Consider the following 20,091-nt stretch of genomic DNA (forward strand, 5'->3'; position numbering starts at 1 on the left):
ACATTGAAATCGATAACCACTGTGATCCCGTCCTTGCGGAGGCTTTATGGATCTCGATCCCGTTCTTCTGTCACGCATACAGTTTGCTTTCGTGGTGTCATTCCACGCCATATTCCCGGTGTTCACGATCGGGTTGGCTTCGTTCATCGCATTTCTTGAGACATGTGCCTACGCATCGGGCAATCCGCTGTACACGCGCCTGTCAAAGTTCTGGATCAAGGTCTTCGCCGTGGTCTTCGGTATGGGGGTGGTCTCGGGGATTGTCATGTCGTTCCAGTTCGGGACGAACTGGAGCAACTTCTCCCAGGCTACGGCCAACTTTCTCGGACCCGTTCTGAGTTATGAGGTGGTGACGGCATTTTTCCTTGAGGCTGCGTTCCTCGGGATCCTTCTTTTCGGGCGTGACCGGGTGCCGGCCGGTATCTATCTGTTTGCCTCGTTCATGGTGGCCATCGGCACCTTCATCTCATCATTCTGGATTCTTTCCGCGAACAGTTGGATGCATACCCCGGCGGGAACCGTGATGGAAAACGGCATGCACCAGGTCGTTTCCTGGAGTGAGGCAATATTCAATCCGTCATTCTGGTACCGGTTTACCCATATGGGGCTGGCGTCATTCCTGACGGGCGGGTTTGTGGTGGCGTCCCTCAGTGCCTGGTTCCTCCTGAAAGGGCGCGAGGTTGAAGCCAACCGGCGTGCATTGTCCATGTGTCTCTGGCTTCTTCTGGTGATCGCGCCCGCTCAGCTGTGGGTCGGAGACCTTCATGGTCTCAACACCCTCAAGCACCAGCCCACCAAGGTGGCGGCGATGGAAGGCAACTGGGAGACCTCGTCCAACGTCCCGCTGCTTCTGTTCGCCTGGCCGGACCAGCAGGCACAGACCAACCACTGGGAGGTCGGAATCCCCGGCCTCGCGAGCCTGATCCTGAAGCACGACACTGACGGCGTTGTCCCCGGTGTTTCTGCGGTGCCTAGAGAGGAGCAGCCGCCGGTCGCGATCGTCTTCTGGTCGTTCCGTGTCATGGTTGGTCTTGGCATGCTGATGATCGCGTTCGCAATCGCTGGTCTCCTGTTGCGTCCCGGAGGCCGCTACTGGCGCAGTCGCTGGTTCCTCAAAGGGCTTGTTCCGATGGGCGTAGCACCCTTTGTGGCTGTGCTCGCGGGCTGGTTTGTCACCGAAATCGGCCGCGCACCCTGGTTGGTTTATGGTCAGATGACACAGGCAGAGGGGGTAACGCCCTCCCTGACCGGTGGCATGGCACTGTTCACGCTTATCGGTTACATCGTTGTCTACGCCCTGGTCTTCACCTCCGGGCTCTACTACCTCGGACGGCTGTTTGAAAGCGGTGTCGAGGATGCCGGTCACGACAGCGATCTTGATCAAGAAGAAGTGGAACGGGCGAAACGACCGTTTTCCGCTGCCCATGTGCCGCTTGAACACGAAGGAGGGCGCGCCTGATGGAACCGTTTGACCTGACACTGATCTGGGCCGGAATCATCGCGTTTGGCGTGATCATGTATGTCCTGATGGATGGCTTTGACCTTGGGGTTGGCATCCTGTTTCCGCTGGCACCGGATGAAGAGTCCCGTGACCTGATGATGAACTCGGTTGCGCCGGTATGGGACGGCAACGAAACCTGGCTGGTGCTGGGAGGGGCCGGTCTTCTGGCGGCGTTCCCGATGGTCTACTCGATCATGCTGCCGGCGCTTTACCTGGGCGTTTTCCTGATGCTGTCAGGGCTTATCTTCCGGGGCATTGCCTTTGAGTTCCGGTTCAAGGCCAACCGCTCGCGTTATCTGTGGAATATTGCCTTCGCGGGCGGCTCAACTCTGGCGGCCTTTGCCCAGGGCATGGTGGTTGGCAAGTACATTGAAGGGATCAATACGGCCAACGGTGTCTACGTCGGTGGGCCTCTGGACTTCGTTACACCCTTTACCTTGCTGACAGGTCTGGGCCTGGTAGCCGGATGCGCGCTGCTCGGCAGCACCTGGACCATTATGAAGACCGAAGGCACGACGCAGGCCTGGGCCCGGCGTATGGCCCGGCCTCTGCTTATGATCGTGCTGGCCGTGTTTGGCGTTATCAGCCTCTGGACTCCGTTCGTGGATGAAGCTGTCTATGAACGCTGGTTCTCAAACCTGCACCTGATCTGGGTGCTTCCGGCGCTGGCACTGTTCTTCGCCTGGCGGATCTGGCACGGGGTTACGCACAAGCGCGAGGGCTCGCCGTTTGTCGCGACCATGGGATTATTCGTCTTCACCTATCTCGGGCTTCTGGTCAGCAAGTGGCCTTATGTTGTCCCCCCTGAAATCACGCTCTATGACGCGGCATCAGCCTGGGAGTCACAGCTGTTCCTGCTTCTGGGACTGCTGTTCGTGATTCCGATTGTGCTCACCTACACCGCATGGACGTACTGGGTTTTCCGGGGCAAGGTGAGGGCCGGTGACGGCTACCACTGATCCACGCGCCGGCGCGCGATGGCTGAGCCAATGGGCGCGGGATGCCAGAGGGTATCTTGCGCTGGGGGTCATCGCGGGCGTTGTACAGGCGCTGGCCATGGTGGTTCAGCTCGGTTTGATGGCCTGGTTCGTGGATCGTCTTATCGTCCACGACCAGCCGGTAACCCTTGTCGCCACTGGTGCCGCACTGGCGCTGGCAGTGGTCGTGCGCAGCATTGGGCAGTGGGGTCAGGAGATGGCCGGTCTGCAGGCCAGTCACCGGGTGCGGCGTCAGGTGCGCCGGGCACTTCTGAATGCCTGGGCCAGTGCGGGGCCAGTTGGCCTCAGTAGCTGCGATTCCGGCAGGCTGTCCAGTGAGTGGACTGAGCAGGTTGACTCGCTCGATGGCTACTACGCCCGCTTCCTTCCCCAGATGATCCTGGCGGTTATCGTTCCCCTCATTATTCTCAGCGTGGTCGCGGTTCAGGACTGGTTGGCGGCGCTGTTCCTGCTGGCGGCAGCGCCGCTGATCCCACTGTTCATGGCCTTGATCGGGATGGGTGCGGAGCGTGTGAACCAGCGCCACTACGAATCCCTTGCGCGTCTCTCCGGTCACTTCCTGGATCGTATCCGTGGCATGACGACCCTGCAGCTATTCGGTCGCAGCGCGGATGCGGTGGAGGATGTTGCGGCTGCGACTGATCATTACCGGCGATTGAACATGGCGACCTTACGGGTCGCTTTCCTTTCCTCCGCGGTCCTGGAGTTTTTTGCGTCCGTGGCAATTGCCGCGGTTGCGATCTATGTCGGCTTCGCGCTGCTGGGGATGATTTCTTTCGGACCGGCAGACGAAATGAGCCTGTTCAGCGGGCTCTTTGTGCTTCTCCTGGCTCCAGAGTTCTTTCAGCCGCTCAGGCTGCTGTCACAGTACTACCACGACAGGGCCGCCGCATTGGGGGCAGCGGCTCACCTGAGTGCGAGATTGGTTGCCAGCGACAGTCTGGTCCCGCAGGCGGCGCAAGCACAACGCCAGGAGCCTGACAGCTCAGGCATCCGGGTGTCTGGACTGGGCGTGCGCTATCCGAATGGGCGTGAGGTGCTGAGTGATCTGGATTTCGAGCTTCCATCCGGGCAGGCGCTTATTGTGACGGGGCCCTCAGGCTGCGGGAAGTCCACGCTGCTGGCGGTTCTGGCGGGATTCATGGCGCCCTCACAGGGAGAGGCCAGAATCCGCGGGCAATCGCCGGGATCGATGCCGGTGGGCTGGATGGGGCAGAGGCCCTGGCTGGTGCCCGGGAGCTGGCGTCAGAACCTGAGGCTGACCGCGCCAGAGGCGAGCGAAGGGGCGATGCAGGAGGCGATCGACCGGGTAGGGCTCAGGTCTGTCCTGGATGGGCTTCCTGAGGGGCTTTCAACCCGGATCGGCGAGGGGGGGCTGGGGCTTTCAGGCGGTCAGGCGCGGCGTCTGGCTCTGGCTCGTCTTTTCCTCACCTCGTCCACCGTGATGCTGCTGGATGAGCCGACAGCTGGGCTCGATGAGGCAACCGAGGCTGAGGTGATTGAAGGGGTGAGAGGGATCATAGGGGGGCGGCGCCTTTGTGTGATTGCCTCCCATCAGCCGGCGCTGCGCGCGCTGGGAGACCAGCATCTGGCATTGGGGAGCACTCATCATGCGTGAACTCCGACCCTGGCTGCGCCTGCTCCAGCGTCATCGCCGGCAGTTGGCAGTGGGCCTTGTGTTGATGGCCGCAACGTTGATGGCGGGTCTGGGACTTCTCGCTCTCTCTGGCTGGTTCATTACCGCCACCGCCATTACCGCACTGGCCTGGGCCGCCGGGCTCAATGCCAGCCTGAACCTCTATGCGCCGGGAGGGGGAATCCGGTTCTTTGCGCTGGCGCGCACGGCCAGCCGCTATTTTGAGCGTCTGGTCAATCATGATGTGGTACTCCGGCTGCTGGCGGATATCCGGGTGGAGCTTTTCCGCAAACTGCTCAGGGCCGAGGCATACAGCGCTAAGCGTTTGGGATCGGCGGCCTTTCTGAACAGGCTGGTCAGCGACGTGGACACGCTCGACAATCTCTACCTGCGTCAGATCGCGCCGCCATTGGTAGCGCTTGCAGCAAGCCTGGGGGCAGCCGGGCTGATTGCTGTGTTTGCCCCGGCGCTGTCACTGGTGGTGCTGGCTGTGCTCGTGCCCTGGCTTGGCGTGGTGACGCTGGGCATGGCCTGGTGGACGCGGCGGCATGGTGCAGCGGAAATGGAAGCCGCAGAGCGGCTGCGCAGTCACGCCCTGACCGAACTTGAAGGGATGGCAGAGTTGTCCGCAGCGGGACTGCTGTCACGCGACCAGAATGATCTGCTGGGTGAGGACAACGCCCAGCGATACCGTCAGATGCAGCAGGAGACCTCGGCCATCAGTGGGCAGGCGCTGAATACGCTGGTGATCCACCTGCTGGTGGCGGCCCTGCTGCTGTTCGCGTCCCAGGCCTGGCAGGCGGGCCAGATCTCGGGTGCCGTGATGGTCCTAATTCCTCTGGTTATCATGGCATTGTCTGAAGGGTTCCTGCCGCTGCCCAGGGCGTTCATGCGCTGGGGAGCGACGGAAGCGGCTGCCGAACGCCTCAACACTCAGGACGGTTCCCAGCCAGACTCATCAGGCCAACCGTCGGAGGTTGGTTTGCCTGAAAATCCCACGCTGACCTGGTCCCATATCCGTGTTGCCCGCGGTGCGCCGGTCGTTTTCGAGGATTTCAGTCTCTCGGTCTCACCGGGAGAGCGGCTGGTTATAACGGGAGCGTCAGGCAGTGGTAAGTCCACTTTGGCTTCATTGGCGGCCCGCCTGACAGCACCAGACGATGGGCAGGTGATGGTTAATGGTAATGACGGCGCCCTGTTTTCGCTCAGCGAGTGGCGTGAGCGCATCAGCTTGCTGACCCAGGATGCTCATCTTTTCAATGAATCGGTAGCCGCTAACCTCCGGGTGGGAGATGCCGATGCGAGTGAAAGCCGGCTTTGGCGGGTTCTTGAAGCGGTAGACCTGGCGCCGCTGGTGGCGTCACTGGATCGTGGTCTTGAGACGCCTGTTGGTGAAGGGGGAGGGCAGCTCTCCGGCGGTGAGGGGCGACGTCTTGCGCTGGCGCGCGTGCTGCTGCGGTCGGCGCCGATCGTCATTCTTGATGAGCCTTTCACGGGGCTTGATGAGGCGACAGCGAAGCGGGTCTGGAAAGGCATTCAGCCCTGGCTCAGCGGTTGCAGCGTTGTGCTTATGCTGCACGACTCATTGCCCTTTATTGAGGCGGACAGGGTCATTTCGCTGGCGGCGGCCCCCTCAGGGTAACCGCCGCAACGGGGACAGGGACGGTCAGACGGCGGAAAAGTCCGGCGCTGTGTCGCCAAGTCGAAGTGTCCTATATCGCTTTCTACTCTGATCTCTCGGTTACTATCTGGGCGGTTGGCCACTGGCTATGAATCAGAAGCGATTGATGGGGACCTTGAGGTACACCTGACCATTGTCCTCAGCGGGCGGCATCTCCCCGGCTCTCATGTTGACCTGGACCGAGGGCAGGATCAGGCGTGGCATGTTCAGCGTGGCGTCACGCTCGGTTCTCATCTTCACGAACTCATCCTCGTTGATGCCTTCGCGGACATGGATGTTGCGTTCACGCTGTTCGGCAACGGTTGTCTCGTGGACAAATTCATCACGACCCGGAGCTTTATAGTCATGGCAGAGGAAGATGCGTGTTTCTGGTGGCAGAGCCAACACCTTCTGGACTGAGTGGTACATGGTATGCGCGTCTCCCCCCGGGAAATCACAGCGCGCGGTACCGGCGTCAGGGGCAAAGAGGGTGTCGCCAACGAAGGCGGCATCGCCAATGACGTATGTCAGGCACGCGGGGGTATGCCCCGGGGTGTGCAGAACGCTCGCCTCGAGATTGCCGATGGTAAAGGTGTCCCCTTCACTGAAAAGCCGGTCGAACTGACTGCCATCACGGGCGAACTCAGTTCCCGCATTGAAGGCTTTTCCAAAAATATCCTGAACTTCCATGATCTTATGGCCGATGCCTGTCTGGCCACCCAGCTGCTCATGCAGGTAGGGGGCGGCAGAGAGGTGGTCAGCATGGACGTGGGTTTCGAGGATCCATTCAACTTCTAGCTGATTGTCTCTGATGAAACGGATGATCTCGTCAGCCGACCGCACGTCCGTGCGTCCCGCCGCGTAGTCAAAATCCAATACCGAATCGATGATGGCGCAGGCCCTGCTGTCAGGGTCCTGAACCACGTAGCTGAATGTGTTTGTGGGTTCGTCGAAAAAGTGTTGTACCTGTGGGCTATTCATAGCGTCGTCACCTCTGCACGGTTGGTCACCTATTTCACAATTAGAACATTCTAATAATTATAACTATAGACTTAATCGAAATATTAAGCCTCTGCCTTTGATAGCTTGGCTCAATGAAAGTCGGATTGAATTCCGCAGCATGAAGGCGCAGCATAGTGTGTTAAGGAATAACAATATTCCTTTAAGGATTACAAATTCGGGAGATTGAGTCATGACAGTCAATATCGGTGCTTTGGATCGCAGCATTCGTGCCATAGTCGGGGTGGTTCTGGTCGCCCTGGTTTTTATCGGACCTGAAAGTGCATGGGGCCTGATCGGTCTGATTCCTCTAGCGACGGCTGCTATGGGCAATTGCCCGGCTTACAGCTTGATCGGGATCAGCACCTGCAAGGCCGGCAACCGCTAAAGGCGCGGGGCGATGTGGGCCCTGTACCGGCATCAAGTCGGCGTTCCGGCAGAAATCGCCCTGGAGGAAGGCAGGGCCGTAGGGCTGGACAGCCTTGAGCCGGGCGTGCGTGAGCGACTTGGCCTGGGTGCTTCTGACTAGCTGATCAGTTCGAACTCCCGGCCCCGGGAGAGGTCGAAGACGATACAAAAGGCAGCTCCTGAGCTGCCTTTTCAGTATAGGCCCTGATGGCTTGCGCCTCGCGTCGGCAGAAATCCGCGACCGCTGGCCTCAGCTGCTCATCGCCCACCCAGTGGAAGGATTCGAACAGCTCCGGCTGGAAGCCGCGCTTGAGCTTGTGCTCGCCCTGGGCGCCGGCGTCGAAGCGGCTCAGCGCCCGTTCGATGCAGAGGTCGATGCCCTGGTAGTAGCAGGCCTCGAAGTGGAGTTGATCGTACTCCTCGAGACAGCCCCAGTACCGGCCGTAGAGGCGCTGCTCATCGTGCAGGAAGAGAGCAGCGGCCACGTAGTGGCCCTGGTGGACAGCCATGACCAGGGTGAGCTGTTCCGGCATGCGGTCCGCCAGGTACTGGAAGAAATCCCGGTTGAGGTAGGGGCGCTGGCCGCGCTTGAGATAGGTGGCCTGGTAGAAGACATGGAAAGCTTCCAGTGCGTTCTCCGGAATGCCGTTGCGGCCGGAGTAGTGGCGGAATTCAATGCCCTGGTCCGCGACCAGGCGCCGTTCGCGCCGGATCTGCTTGCGTTTGCGCGATTTCAGGGTAGCCAGGAACCCCTCGAAGTTCGGGAAGCCCGGGTTGTGCCAGTGGAATTCGCAGCTCAGGCGGCGCAGCCACTGGTCGCGATCCAGGTGGTGCTGTGATTCCGCATCCGGGAACAGCAGGTGCCAGCTGGAGGCCGAGCCGTCGACCATTTCCGCCAGAATCGCCTCCGTGCCGCGGAACCCGGCACTGGTGCCGTCCGCCTCAGGGTGCAGCAGGAGGCGGGGGCCCTCGCAGGGCGTGAAGGGCACCGCGCTGAGCAGCTTGGGGTAGTAATCGCGCCCGTAATGGGCCCAGGCCTCTGCCCAGGCCCAGTCGAACACGTACTCGCCGAATGAGTGGTGCTTGCGGTAGCAGGGAAGGGCCGCCATCAGTTGGCTCTGGTCATCCCGTTCAATCCAGTGGTGGGGCGTCCAGCCGGTTGCTGTTGTGGTGCAGCCCGTGGTTTCCAGCCCGTACAGGAACTCATGGCGCAGAAAGGGGGAATGGGTTCCCTGCAGGCGGTTCCATTCGCTCGGCTCGATAGCAGCGAGGCTGTCGATGAACGCCATGTTGCGCTCCCTATTGGGCCGGTATGGACAGCAGCGCGGAGGCGAGCCCGAAATAGACCAGGATACCGGCGACGTCGGCGATGAACGAAACCACCGGGGCGCTGGCTGTGGCCGGGTCCATGTTCAGCTTGTTGAGCACGAACGGCAGTGACATGCCGATGAGGCTGCCGCTGAGCACCACGATCACCATGGTCAGCGATACCACGTGGGCCAACTCGGCGCCGCCCCGGTAGAGCCCGATAGCCGCGACGGCGGCTGCCATGGTCAGCCCGAGCATCAGCCCCAGGCCGATTTCGCGCAGCAGCATGCGGAACCAGTCGCCGCTGATGACGTCGCCGGTGGCGATGGCGCGCACCATGAGGGTGGCGGACTGGGAGCCGGCGTTACCGGCACTGGCGATCAACAGTGGCAGGAAGAACACCAGCCCCACGTGGGCCTGGATGGTGTCCTCGTAGAGCGAGATGCTTGCCCCTGAGAAAACGTTGGCGAAGACCAGCAGTACCAGCCACATGATGCGCTTCTGGTAGAGGGTTGTGAGCGCGGTTTCCTTGAGGCTGCCCGGCAGGTCGCCGACGCTGGCGCCCTTGTGGATGTCCTCGGTGGCCTCGGCCTCCTGAACGTCCATGGCATCGTCGTGGGTGACGATGCCGACCATGCGGTCTTCATCGTCCACCACCGGGACCGCCAGCAGGTCGTAGTCGGCGATCAGGCGTGCCGCCTCGGCGCTGGGTGCGTCCGTATGAACGTTGACCACCTCGGTCTGCATCAGGTCCTCGACCGACTCCCCGGGGGAGGCCACCACCAGCCCACTCAGGGTCACGATCCCCAGCAGGTGACGCTCGGTATCGAGCACGTAGGCGACGTAGATTGTTTCCTTGTTCAGCGCCTGCAGGCGTAGGCGCTCGATGGCCTGGCGGGCGCTGATGTGGGCCGGGACCGTGGCGTACTCGCTGGTCATCACCGAGCCAACGGTCCCCTCGGGGTAGCTGGTAAGCCGCAGCAGATCCTCGCGTTCCGCCTTGGCCAGGGCGGGCATCAGCGCTTCCTGAACGTCCTCGGGCAGTTCCTGGTAGAGGTCGGCCCGTTCGTCGGCGTTCATGTCCGTCAGCAGCCTGGCCTGGGCGTGGCGACCCAGGTGCTGGACCATGCTCAGCTGATGGGACGGCTGCATGTAGGGCAGTATTCGCGCCTGGGTACGGCGGTCGAGCTGGTCGAACAGGGCGTAGGCGGTTTCACCGTCGAGCTCGTCAATAACCCCACCGACTTCCGCGGGGTGGCGGTTATTGAGGAACTCAATGGCGGCATCAAGGTCGCCCTGTTCGAGCAGCGTCCGGACTTCGGATTCGAGTTCGGCGGTTTCGGTCATAGCCGTCTCCGGTCAGTCGGTGTTCAGCGCTGCCAGATCCTCCTCGGAGAGCATCTGTTCAAGAGCCGGGGATACCCGGGTCTGGAAGCGGTCGTCTTGGTGCTCGATAACGAGCACGGCAACGTCATGGGTGCGGGCATAATTCAGGGTTTCGTCCCCGCCCATCACCATGAAGGCCGTGGCCAGTGCGTCCGCCCTCCGGTTACTGGGGTGGAAGACACTGACCGATGCCAGCGAATGCGTGACCGGACGCCCGTTGCGTGGGTCAATGGTGTGGGAATAACGCTGTCCGTCCACTTCAAAGTAGTTGCGGTAATCGCCTGAAGTGGCCAGCGACATATCTTCCAGCGGCAGTATATGGCGAGGGCTCTGTGGCCCGTCCCGGGGGACTTCAATGCCGATGCGCCATGGTGTGTTCTGCGCCTTGCGCCCGCTGGTCAGCAGCTCGCCTCCGATGTTCACCAGGTGGTTTTCATGGCCTTGTTCCTCCAGCAGGGCCGAAACCCGGTCCACCGCCTCGCCCTTGGCAATGGCCGATAGATCCACGAACAGGTCTGTCATGCGCCGGGCCCGGTTGGCTTCCGGGTTGATCTCGAGATTCCCGTGACCAACCTGTTCCAGGCGCGCCTCAATGGTGGCGTCCGCTGGTACCTCTGTAGGGCGGGCCTCGGGGCCAAAGCTCCACAGGTTAACCAGGCCGCCGATGGTGGTATCGAAGGCGCCTTCGGTGCGTTCCGAGAGGTCATCGGCCGCCTGCAGCACATCGATCACTCCTTCCGGCAGATTGACCCAGTCGCCCGGCGTGCTGCTGTTGAGCCGCATGAGGTCGGAGTCATCGCGGTAGGTGGACATGCCCTGGTCGACTTTGGCGAGAACCCCGCGCACGGCTTCATGCAGGGATTCACGACGCTCTTCGGGGAGCTCGCCGGCAACGCTGACCTGGTAGAAAGTACCGAAGATCCGCCCTTCAACCCGGGTGACGGGAACTTCCCGGTTTTGCGGCTCGCCGGGATCACTGCAGCCGCCCAGAAGCATCAGTGGGATCAGAAGACAGAGGATCAGGGCAGGCGGAAGCGCGGTACGGCGTGGCATGATGGCTCCGGGCCGGTCAGTGACTGGCGGCATTATACTCTCTCCGGGCTGGCTTAACATCCGTGGCGCGGACACAAAAAAGCCCGACCGGAGCCGGGCTTGTATGGCGTGAGGACGGCTGCGATCAGCTGTCGCTGTCCGCCATGTCCTCTTCCGCTGTCTCGACTTTTTCCAGAATGGTGTCGAGGACTTTCTGGCCTTTTTCGCCGGCCTGTTCCAGATAGATCTGGCGCACGTCCTTGCTGGCTGCGCGGAAGACCTCGCGCTCTTCCTCGGTCAGCTCAACCCATTCAGTGCCGCCTTCGTCGAGAATGGTCTGCAGCCGGTCCTTATTGTACTCGCGCTGCTTCTCGTCGATCCAGGACACCATGTTGTCACGCACATCCAGAATCAGCTCCTGGCGCTCCTCGGAGAGGTTGTTGAACCAGTTGTTGCCGGTCGCCAGGGTGGTGATGAACTGGGCGTGGCGTGCGGAAGTGAGCACGTCCTGCTCCTCGTAGAAGCTCATCTCTTCGATGGCGAAGATCGGGTTCACCTGACCATCGATCTGGCCCAGCTGGAGGCCGCTGTAGACCTCGGAGTAGGGGGTCGGGGTCGGGTTGGCGCCATAGGCCTTATAGGATTCGACCAGGATCGGTGAGGTCATGGTACGGATCTTGAAGCCCTTGAAGTCTTTCGGGCTGCGCAGAGCCTTGTCGCCACTCCAGACCATCCAGCCTTCCGGAATGATGTCGAGCAGCTGCAGATCCTGTTCGTTGTACATCGGCTGGAAGAGACCGTAGACCTCCGGGTCGGAGAGAACCGCGCGGTTCACGTCGGGATCCTCGGACAGCACGAAGTGCAGCGTGAAGATGCCGACTTCCGGGATGGCGTCCGCCAGGTGGCCCGGGGAAGCGAAGGCGATCTCAATGGCACCGTTCTGGAGCAGTTCGGTCAGCTGGGAGGAGGTACCGAGTGTCCCGTAGGGGTACACCTCAACCTTCACCTCACCGTCAGTACGCTCCTCAATGCGGCTCTTGAATTCCTGGGCGTAGGCGTCCTGGACGCTGCCTTCGACTTCTTCCAGCGCAAAGCGCCACGTGTCGGACTCGCGCTGTTTCGCCAGCTCTTCATCGCGATCCATCTCCTCCTGCGAAGACTGCCCGCTGCTGGAGCTGTCGCTGGAGGTGTCACCGCCATCAGAGCAGCCATAGAGAAATGCCATGGCAAGCAGCATGATCAGGCCCGTAAGCCATTGGCGAGGTTGGTTCATACCCTGTCTCCCTCTGTTGGATTTTCTTGTTGATCCGCATTAAACATAACACATCTTTACAGCAGCAAAAGCAGTGAACGTGAATTTCAGGCAAAGCGTACCGGAATGTTGCCGAACCCCGGATCGTCAGACTATTGTTACGTATGAGCGACCTGCGGAGAGTCCCATGACGGACCAACCTCAAGTCGGCCACAGCGGTGGCTGGCGAAACACCCTTAAGGCGCCCTTTGACTGGATCGACTCGGGTCTCGACTGGTTTGAGCGCAGCGCGCTGATTCTCTGTGTGGCCGGTATGGCGACGGTGACCGTGGCCAATGTCATCGCGCGCAACCTGCTGGGTTTCAGTTTGCAGTTCGCCAACGACGTGGCGCAGATGCTTCTGGTGATGGTGACCTTCCTGGGGATCGGTATCGGGGCACGTCATGCCCGTCACATCCGGGTTTCGGCGCTGCACGATCTGCTTCCCCACCTCGGACAGAAAATCCTGCTTGTGTTTGTCAGTTTCACCACCGCCTGGCTGCTGTTCTCGCTGGCGGATTTCGCGTGGAACTATGCCGGCGCCGTGCAGCGCACCTGCCGGGTTCTGCCGGAGGCAGTTGATCTGGGGCTGTTTTCGCTGCCCGTTGGCGGCATGCCGCTGGCGGCGGGCATTCTCGTTACGCTGGTCGGTATTGCGCTGGCCGGGCACCTGATCCGTCTGATCAGCGAGGGCGGGGCCCGGATGCTGACCCGTTTCGACGGGATCCAGCGCCATCTGATGGTGCTGGTGGCAGTGGTGGTTCTGGCACTGCTGGCCTGGGGGACCTTCGCCGTGTTCATCGGCATGGTGGAGGCGCGCAGCGGTCAGTGCCGGGTGACATCATCCACTGGTTTCCCTGTCTATCTCAACTACATGGTCGTGCCACTGGGCTTTCTGTTTGGTGGTATCCAGTTTTTCCTCGCGGGGGTCCGCAACCTGATCTCTCCCGAGAACTACCTGTCCTGGTACCAGAAGGATGAGTACGAGGAAGAGGGTGTGGATCCTGGAATGACCGGTGGGTTTGACCCCGAAGAGGACGCGGCTGAGGAGCGTGACCGTGGCTGAACTGATTGAATGGCTCAACCTGGCTTCCATGGCCACGCCGGATGTCGCGCTGGTGGTCGGCGCTGTGATGATCGTGCTTCTTCTGATGGGCTACCCCATGATGGTGCCGCTGACGGCCGGCGCCCTTCTTCTGATGGCCGCGAAGTTCTCGGGGCTCAATCAGTCCACCCTGATCCAGCAGATGATCGGGGGTGTGGAGCAGACAGTGCTGGTGGCCGTGCCGATGTTCATACTGGCGGCGGACATCATGATCAAGGGCCACACGGCCAATCGATTACTGGATCTGGTCAGCAAGTTTGTGGGCCACATCCGCGGTGGGCTGCCGGTGACCACGGCGGTTTCGTGTACGCTGTTCGGGGCGGTCTCCGGCTCCACCCAGGCCACAGTGGTGGCGATGGGGCGACCACTGAGGCCCAGGCTTATCGAGGCTGGGTACTCGGATCGATTCGCGATGGCGCTGATCATCAACGCCAGCGACATCGCCCTGCTGATTCCGCCCTCCATCGGCATGATCATCTATGGTGTTGTTTCCGGCACATCCGTTGGGGCGCTGTTCATTGCCGGTATCGGCCCGGGTCTTCTGATCCTGGCTCTGTTTGCGATCTACTGTTACGGCATCTCTGTGTGGAAAGGCATTCCGGTGCTGCCAAAGGCCAGCTGGCAAGAGCGGATGGTGGCCCTGAAGCGGGCCAGTCTGGCCACCGGTTTTCCAGTGATCATCATTGGCGGCATCTACACCGGGACTTTCAGCCCCACCGAGGCGGCCTCGATGTCGGTGGCCTATGCACTGTTCCTGGAGATGATTCTGTACCGGCAGGTGCGGCCTTCCCAGTTGCCCGAAATCGCGCTCTCCACCGGCATGATCACCGCCGTGGTTTTCATTCTGGTAGCCGCCGGCATGGCGTTCTCCTGGATGATCTCCTTTGCCCAGATTCCGAGTCTGTTGCTGGGAGACATGCTGGCCGAGGCCTCCCAGCATCCCTATCAGCTGCTGATCCTGATTGCGGCGGCGTACTTCGTGGGCTGTATGTTCGTGGACCCGATCGTGGTGATCCTGGTGCTCACGCCGATCTTCTCACCGGCCATTGCCTCCGCGGGCCTGGATCCCGTGCATGTGGGGACGCTGGTGGTGCTCCAGGCGGCCATTGGTTCGGCAACACCACCCTTCGGGTGTGACATCTTCACGGCCGTGGCCATATTCCGGCGGCCCTATCTTGAGGTGATCCGCGGAACACCGCCCTTTGTCATGATCCTGCTGTTCGCAACTGCAATGCTGATCATGTTCCCGCAGATCGCACTCTTCCTGCCCAATCTGATGCGGTGATACCAATCCTGACGGGAGGGTCCTGATGAGTCACGAACCCGCCGAGGTCCGTTTCCATGTTGAGGGCGAGGCGCTGGCCGGCTGGTGGTTCCAGCCGGCAACGCCCGCGCGCAGCCCGTGCCCCTGTATTGTGATGGCCCATGGTCTAGGGGGTACCCGGGATGCGGGGCTTGTCCCCTATGCCCGGGCCTTTGCAGAGGCTGGATTTGCGGTACTGCTTTTTGATTACCGGCATTTCGGGGCGAGCGCGGGTGAGCCACGGCAGCTGGTGTCCGTGCAGCGCCAGCTGGCGGACTGGCAGGGCGCCATTGATTTCGCACGCCAGCAGCAGGGCATTGACCCAGAGCGCATCGCGCTTTGGGGATCGTCGTTTTCGGGGGGGCATGTGCTGGTGGCAGCAGCCCGTGACGGCGGTGTTGCAGCGGTTTCCGCTCAGGGCCCGATGATGGACGGCCTGGCTGCTGTACTGAATGTGGTCAGCTATGCCGGCATCGGTGGCATCCTGCGCCTGAGCACCCTGGCACTGAGGGACCAGCTTCGCGCCCTGGTGGGCGGCGCCCCCCTGTACGCGCCCATCGTTGGCCGCCCGGGTGAAACGGCGGCCATGGCCACCGAGGATGCCTATGACGGGTACCGGGCTATTGCGCCTCCAGACTGGCGTAATGAGCTGGCGGCGAGACTGGCACTGCAGCTGCCGCTTTACCGTCCGCTGCGCCATGCGCGTCGACTGCCGTGTCCGGCATTGATCCAGGTCTGTGGCCGTGATTCCGTAGCGCCGCCGGAGGCAGCGGAGAAAGCCGTGAGCAGAGCCGGAGGCCGGGCGGAACTGAAGCGTTACGAGGACCTGGGGCATTTCGATATCTACGTGGGGGATGGATTCGAGCGCTCATGCGCGGATCAGATTGATTTCTTCCAACGCCATCTTCTGTCATGAAAGAAGCCCCGATCCCGGATAACGAACCGGAGCGGCAGGCGGCTCTGGATGAGTACGAACTGCTCAGCGGGAGCCCGGAAGAGTGGTTCGACGACATCGTTGCCGTCGCAGCCGAGGTCTGCAGCAGTGAAATGGCCATGGTTAATCTGCTCGACTGGGATCAGCAGCTGTTCAAGGCTGCGGTGGGTGTGAACCGGGAGCATTTCATTCCGGAGCGTTCCTCCTCGTTCTGTGGTCACGCCATTGTCCAGTCCGATGTGTTCGAGATCCCCGATGCCCGCGAGGATGAGCGTTTCCATGACAACCCCTGGACGCTGGACCATGGTGTCCGGTTCTATGCCGGTGTGCCCCTGGTCAACGCGGATGGCTATGCACTCGGGACCATCTGCGTGCTGGACCGTCATCCACGCCATCTGGATGAGCGTCAGAAGGAATCGCTTAAGTCGCTGGCGCGCGTGGTCATGAAACACATTGAGACCCGCCGCGCCGAGACCTTCGGCTGGCGTGTGAGTGAGCTGATCCAGCAGAGCGATGATTTTGTGGCCATGGTGGATGCCACAACGTTCACGGTGCTCTACGTCAATGACGGTCTGGCCGATCTTGTAGGGACAGCAAGCGATCGTCAGTCGCTCAAACAGCTGGCCATCAGCGGCATTTTCCCCTCGCTGACACCGCAGCGGCTGAGCGAATGGGCGGCTCTCACCCCGGATCAGGGATCCGTGGATCTTTTCTCGGAGACGCTCAGGGGGGCGGACCAGGAACGTGTGGTGAGCCTCAGGATCACCCCCTCCCGGGTCCGGGATCGGCCGGTGCTCCTGCTGGTGGCCGAGGACATGGAGGCACTTCTCAGCAGTCGCAAACGCGAGGAGCAGGCAGCCAGTGAGGTGCGGCGTCTGGCCCTGGTGGCCCGTAAGACTGATAACCCGGTCATCATTACCGACGCTGAGGATCATATCGAGTGGGTGAATCCGAGCTTTGAGTCACTGACCGGCTACCCGCTGGATGAGGTGCGTGGACTGCGGCCAGGGGATTTCCTGCAGGGTCCGGACACGGATGAGCAGGCCCGGCGACGGCTCGCCATTGCCATTGCCAACGGTGAACCGGTACGCCAGGAGATTCTCAATTACAGTCGCCAGGGCCATACCTACTGGCTCGATCTGGATATCCAGCCGGTGCATGATGATGGGGGGCGGCTGGTGAATTTCGTGGCCGTCCAGACCGACATCACAAGGCGCAAGGAGCTGGAACACCGGCTGCGCCAGGCCAAGGAGGACGCGGATCGCTCCAACCAGGCCAAATCCCAGTTTCTGGCCAACATCAGCCATGAACTGAGGACCCCCCTGAACGGTATTATCGGAATCAGCGAGCTGCTCCAGCGGGATCAGAAGCGACCGGATGCCGAGGAGCAGCTGTCGACCCTCAAGGATTCGGCCAACGGCCTTCTGGAGATCATCAACGATCTGCTGGATCTGTCCAAGATCGAGGCCCGCAGCCTTGAGCTGGAACTCCGGCCTTTTGATCTGGACCGTATGCTGCGCAATCTGGACAACCTTTTCCGCCCGCAGGCGGAGGGTAAGGGCGTCACGCTCCATTTCGATATAGAGGAGCAGGTCCCCCGGCACCTGCACGGCGACGAGCAGCGCCTGCGCCAGGTTCTGATGAACCTGTTGGGCAACGCGCTCAAGTTCACCCAGCAGGGGACGGTAACCCTTGCCATCGACTCCCGTGCCTCCTTCGGTGATACCTGCAACCTGGCGTTCCGGATTACGGACTCCGGGCCCGGGATTGAACCGTCCGCACGCGACAGGATCTTTGAACCCTTTGGCCAGGCGGATGCGTCCCTGGCAAGACGTTATGGTGGGACCGGGCTGGGTCTGACCATCTGCCAGCGTCTGGTGGAGCTGATGGGGGGCAGCATCCAGGTGGAGAGCGAGGAGGGCCAGGGCGCCACCTTCTCGTTCGTACTGCCGCTGCTGGCAGCGTCCGAAACAGAGGTGCACCGCCTGGAGGACGATCAGGATGACATGCGCGTGGAGTCCTTTGCCGGCGAACCGAGTGTGCTGCTGGTGGATGACAACCCGGTCAACCGCCATGTCGGGGAAGCCATGCTGGGGGAACTGGGCATGCGGGTAACCAGCCGCGAAGATGGCGCCGGGGCGCTGGAGGCGTTTTCAGGGGGGGTCTTTGACCTGGTTCTTCTGGATATCCAGATGCCGGATATGAACGGCTATGATGTGGCGATCCGGATGCGGGATCTGGATGCCAGCCATCAGCGCCACACCCCGCTGGTGGCGGTAACGGCGCACAGCGCGCCGGATCTCGACAGCCGGCAGGCCGGTTTCATGGATGGCTACCTGACCAAACCCCTGACGTTCCAGGGGCTGTACCGCATGTTGAGCCGGTGGCTGGCACAGGGTGAGCATCCGACCACGGGGGCCACGGTTGAGGAAGGTGCTGCCGGCGACAAACCGGCCTCGGGAACCACTCTGGCGCAGGAACCCATGGTGGACCGGGATCTGGTCCTGAGGAACCTGGGCGGCAACCCGCGACTCATGGGCACGCTCAAGGATCTGTTTGAGCAGCAGCATGAGCAGTACCTGGAGGCGATCGCCAGAGCCCACGCTGACGATGACGCGGCGGCCCTGGCCGAGGCGGCGCACGGGTTGAAGGGGGCGGTGGGGTACTTCACCGCCGGCCGGCTCTGGCAGGCTGTGTCGGATATGGAGAAAACGGCCCGCGATGGCAGCCTGCCGGAAAAAGCCGCTCTCTCCGAACTCGATCAGGCCGTGCGTGAGATGGCGCGGGAGATCCGCAACCTCAGTCCGGATCAATCGTGAACTCAACCTCCACGCTGGCGCCGTTGTCCAGAAAACGGAGGCGGTCGGCCAGGCTCGCCACGACTCGGATGCCACGCCCGTAGGCGTGGGTTGCCACCTCATCCGCCGAATCCATTGACGAGAAGCTGGTGGTATCGAATCCTGAACCGCTGTCCATGACCATCAGCCTCAGGGCATTGCGGTTATGGTACTGGCTGCGGGTGGCCAGGATCTTGATGAAGCCTTCGTTCAGTGCGGCCAGGCGCTGCTGGCGCTCCTGCACATAGTGGTCAAACCCCTGCTCCGTCTTACTGCTGGACTCCATGCCGAGAAGGCCATGGTCCACCGCATTGTTGAGCAGTTCCGTCAAAACCACGAACGCTTTCTGGCGCAGACGCCTGTCCAGGCGCAGGTTTTCCAGGACCTGGTTGACGGTTGGCACGATCTCCGTTCGGCTGATATCGGAACCGCGGAGCTCAAGCCGGAAGTCCCAGCCCGCCATGCTGTTGTCATCGCCGCTGCTTTCCGGCGGCTGGTCGATGCCGTCTTCATTGCTGAAAGGCACCTCCATTGGGGTGTCAACGGCCAGCGCCAGCATGGACTGGTCATCATCCGGCAGCCTGGTGCCCCGGAACCGGGAGATTGCGTCGGTAACCGACTCCACCAGGCTGTGGTTTGTGCTGCAACCGGTCAGAACGGCTTCCAGGCGGGTGCTGCCGAACATCTCGTTATCCGCGTTGCGCGCCTCCACCAGCCCGTCTGTACAGGCGAAGAAACGGTCGTCGACGTTAACCGTGCAGAGCTGGGCGGTGTCGTCAAAATCCTGGTCATCCAGCACGCCCAGCGGTGGGTGGGCCGATGGAATACGGTGGCGGATGGCGCCTTCCGGGCACAGCACATAGGCCTGTGGGCAGGCCCCGTTCCAGGCGATCAGGGCGTGGCGCTGGGGGTTGATCAGCACCACGGTGGCCGCGAGGAAGTGATTCGGTGGCAGGCGTGCCCGCAGGCGCTGGTTGATCTGGCGCACGATGGAGGCCACGCCATAGCCGCGCCGGCTCATCTGGTAGAAGATCTCCATGGCCGGCATGAGGGTAATGGCGGCCGGTAGACCGTGGCCGGTGGCATCGGCCATGAGGGCATAGGTGTTGCCGGAATGCGAGTTGACGGTTGATATGACGTCGCCGCTGAACTGCTCCAGGGAACGTACGGATTGATGGATCCGGGTATCCGACGTGGTGTAGTTCTGTATGATCCGGTCAATCATCTGCTGCGCCAGGTCGTTCTCGGCGCGGCTGTGCCGATAATAGCTTGAGAGTTCGGTATTACGGCGCTCGAGTTCGCGCTGGAGGTTGGCGATGCGCTGGGAGCCGCGCACTTTCGCGGCCAGGATCGGGAAACTGATGGGCTTGGTCAGGTAGTAGTCCGCACCTGTGTTCAGGCCCGCCGCCTGATCCTGCTCCTCGTTGTTGGAGGAGATCATCATGACGGGCACCCAGCGCTGCTCCATCATCCCCTTGATATGGCGGCAGGCCTCCAACCCATCCATGACCGGCATCTTGACGTCCAGGATGACCAGATCCGGGGATTCCCTGGAAAAGGTTTCAACCGCTTCACGCCCGTTTTCGGCGACCAGCACCCGGTGACCTTCCTCATCAAGGTAGGACTGCAGGAGCTGACGGCTGAGAAGGTCGTCTTCCGCAACCAGAATGGTCAGTTCCGACGGCGCTTCCAT

Annotated in this window: 15 protein-coding genes; 9 read left to right on the forward strand and 6 right to left on the reverse strand. The window is 61.6% G+C overall.

All coding sequences use genetic code 11. The annotated features are described in order from the left end of the window. Window positions 1–46 precede the first annotated feature (46 nt). Genes F3089_RS11795 through cydC form a run of 4 tightly spaced genes read left to right on the forward strand, consistent with a single transcriptional unit; the run spans window position 47 to window position 5,777 of the window. On the forward strand, window positions 47–1,459 hold the full coding sequence (locus tag F3089_RS11795; RefSeq protein WP_151440994.1) for a cytochrome ubiquinol oxidase subunit I: 1,413 nt from the start codon (window positions 47–49) through the stop codon (window positions 1,457–1,459). After that, window positions 1,459–2,460 carry a cytochrome d ubiquinol oxidase subunit II gene (gene cydB / locus F3089_RS11800; RefSeq protein WP_151440995.1) on the forward strand — a complete coding sequence of 334 codons (1,002 nt, stop codon included), beginning with the start codon at window positions 1,459–1,461 and terminating at the stop codon, window positions 2,458–2,460. Before F3089_RS11795 ends, cydB begins: the two co-directional genes overlap by 1 nt. Next, the gene (gene cydD, locus F3089_RS11805) at window positions 2,444–4,117 is read left to right on the forward strand and encodes a thiol reductant ABC exporter subunit CydD (RefSeq protein WP_151440996.1); all 1,674 of its coding nucleotides are present in this window, start codon (window positions 2,444–2,446) and stop codon (window positions 4,115–4,117) included. Before cydB ends, cydD begins: the two co-directional genes overlap by 17 nt. Next, complete coding sequence (cydC, locus tag F3089_RS11810; RefSeq protein ID WP_151440997.1) at window positions 4,110–5,777, forward strand: thiol reductant ABC exporter subunit CydC; 1,668 nt, start codon at window positions 4,110–4,112, stop codon at window positions 5,775–5,777. The genes cydD and cydC overlap by 8 nt, the downstream gene beginning before the upstream one ends. Window positions 5,778–5,909: 132 nt before the next feature. Here cydC and F3089_RS11815 read toward each other — a convergent pair whose 3' ends face one another. Next, window positions 5,910–6,776 carry an MBL fold metallo-hydrolase gene (locus F3089_RS11815; protein ID WP_151440998.1) on the reverse strand — a complete coding sequence of 289 codons (867 nt, stop codon included), beginning with the start codon at window positions 6,774–6,776 and terminating at the stop codon, window positions 5,910–5,912. A gap of 211 nt (window positions 6,777–6,987) precedes the next feature. Here F3089_RS11815 and F3089_RS11820 point away from each other — a divergent pair, with 211 nt between their 5' ends. Continuing rightward, window positions 6,988–7,182, forward strand: coding sequence for a YgaP family membrane protein (locus F3089_RS11820; RefSeq protein WP_151440999.1), 195 nt, complete (start codon window positions 6,988–6,990; stop codon window positions 7,180–7,182). A 145-nt stretch (window positions 7,183–7,327) separates the two neighbouring features. On the opposite strand, the gene F3089_RS11825 is transcribed toward F3089_RS11820, so the two are convergent. From F3089_RS11825 to F3089_RS11840, 4 genes are all read right to left on the reverse strand, one after another. Next, a complete protein-coding gene (locus tag F3089_RS11825; RefSeq protein ID WP_151441000.1) occupies window positions 7,328–8,491 on the reverse strand; it encodes a GNAT family N-acetyltransferase in 1,164 nt (387 codons plus the stop codon). A gap of 10 nt (window positions 8,492–8,501) precedes the next feature. Continuing rightward, complete coding sequence (gene mgtE, locus F3089_RS11830) at window positions 8,502–9,857, reverse strand: magnesium transporter (protein ID WP_151441001.1); 1,356 nt, start codon at window positions 9,855–9,857, stop codon at window positions 8,502–8,504. Window positions 9,858–9,869: 12 nt separating this feature from the next. Continuing rightward, complete coding sequence (locus F3089_RS11835; protein ID WP_151441002.1) at window positions 9,870–10,949, reverse strand: FAD:protein FMN transferase; 1,080 nt, start codon at window positions 10,947–10,949, stop codon at window positions 9,870–9,872. A 124-nt stretch (window positions 10,950–11,073) separates the two neighbouring features. Then, a complete protein-coding gene (locus F3089_RS11840) occupies window positions 11,074–12,201 on the reverse strand; it encodes a TRAP transporter substrate-binding protein (protein WP_151441003.1) in 1,128 nt (375 codons plus the stop codon). A gap of 166 nt (window positions 12,202–12,367) precedes the next feature. On the opposite strand from F3089_RS11840, the gene F3089_RS11845 reads away from it, so the two are divergent. The 4 genes from F3089_RS11845 to F3089_RS11860 are packed head-to-tail and all read left to right on the forward strand — an operon-like array spanning window position 12,368 to window position 18,380. Then, window positions 12,368–13,285, forward strand: a complete 918-nt coding sequence (locus F3089_RS11845) for a TRAP transporter small permease (RefSeq protein WP_151441004.1) — start codon at window positions 12,368–12,370, stop codon at window positions 13,283–13,285. 28 nt (window positions 13,286–13,313) lie between these two features. Beyond that, window positions 13,314–14,609, forward strand: a complete 1,296-nt coding sequence (locus F3089_RS11850) for a TRAP transporter large permease (protein ID WP_151441056.1) — start codon at window positions 13,314–13,316, stop codon at window positions 14,607–14,609. 25 nt (window positions 14,610–14,634) lie between these two features. After that, window positions 14,635–15,543 (forward strand): alpha/beta hydrolase, encoded by a 909-nt coding sequence (locus F3089_RS11855; RefSeq protein ID WP_151441005.1) that lies wholly within the window; start codon window positions 14,635–14,637, stop codon window positions 15,541–15,543. Beyond that, entirely contained in the window at window positions 15,540–18,380 is a 2,841-nt protein-coding gene (locus F3089_RS11860; protein WP_151441006.1) for an ATP-binding protein, read from the forward strand. The genes F3089_RS11855 and F3089_RS11860 overlap by 4 nt, the downstream gene beginning before the upstream one ends. Here the strand turns inward: F3089_RS11860 and F3089_RS11865 are convergent. After that, on the reverse strand, window positions 18,361–20,091 hold the full coding sequence (locus F3089_RS11865) for an ATP-binding SpoIIE family protein phosphatase (RefSeq protein ID WP_151441007.1): 1,731 nt from the start codon (window positions 20,089–20,091) through the stop codon (window positions 18,361–18,363). The two genes, F3089_RS11860 and F3089_RS11865, sit on opposite strands and share 20 nt — an antisense overlap.

This window comes from Halospina sp. K52047b, assembly GCF_008709855.1.
Classification (GTDB): domain Bacteria; phylum Pseudomonadota; class Gammaproteobacteria; order Pseudomonadales; family Oleiphilaceae; genus Halospina; species Halospina utahensis_B.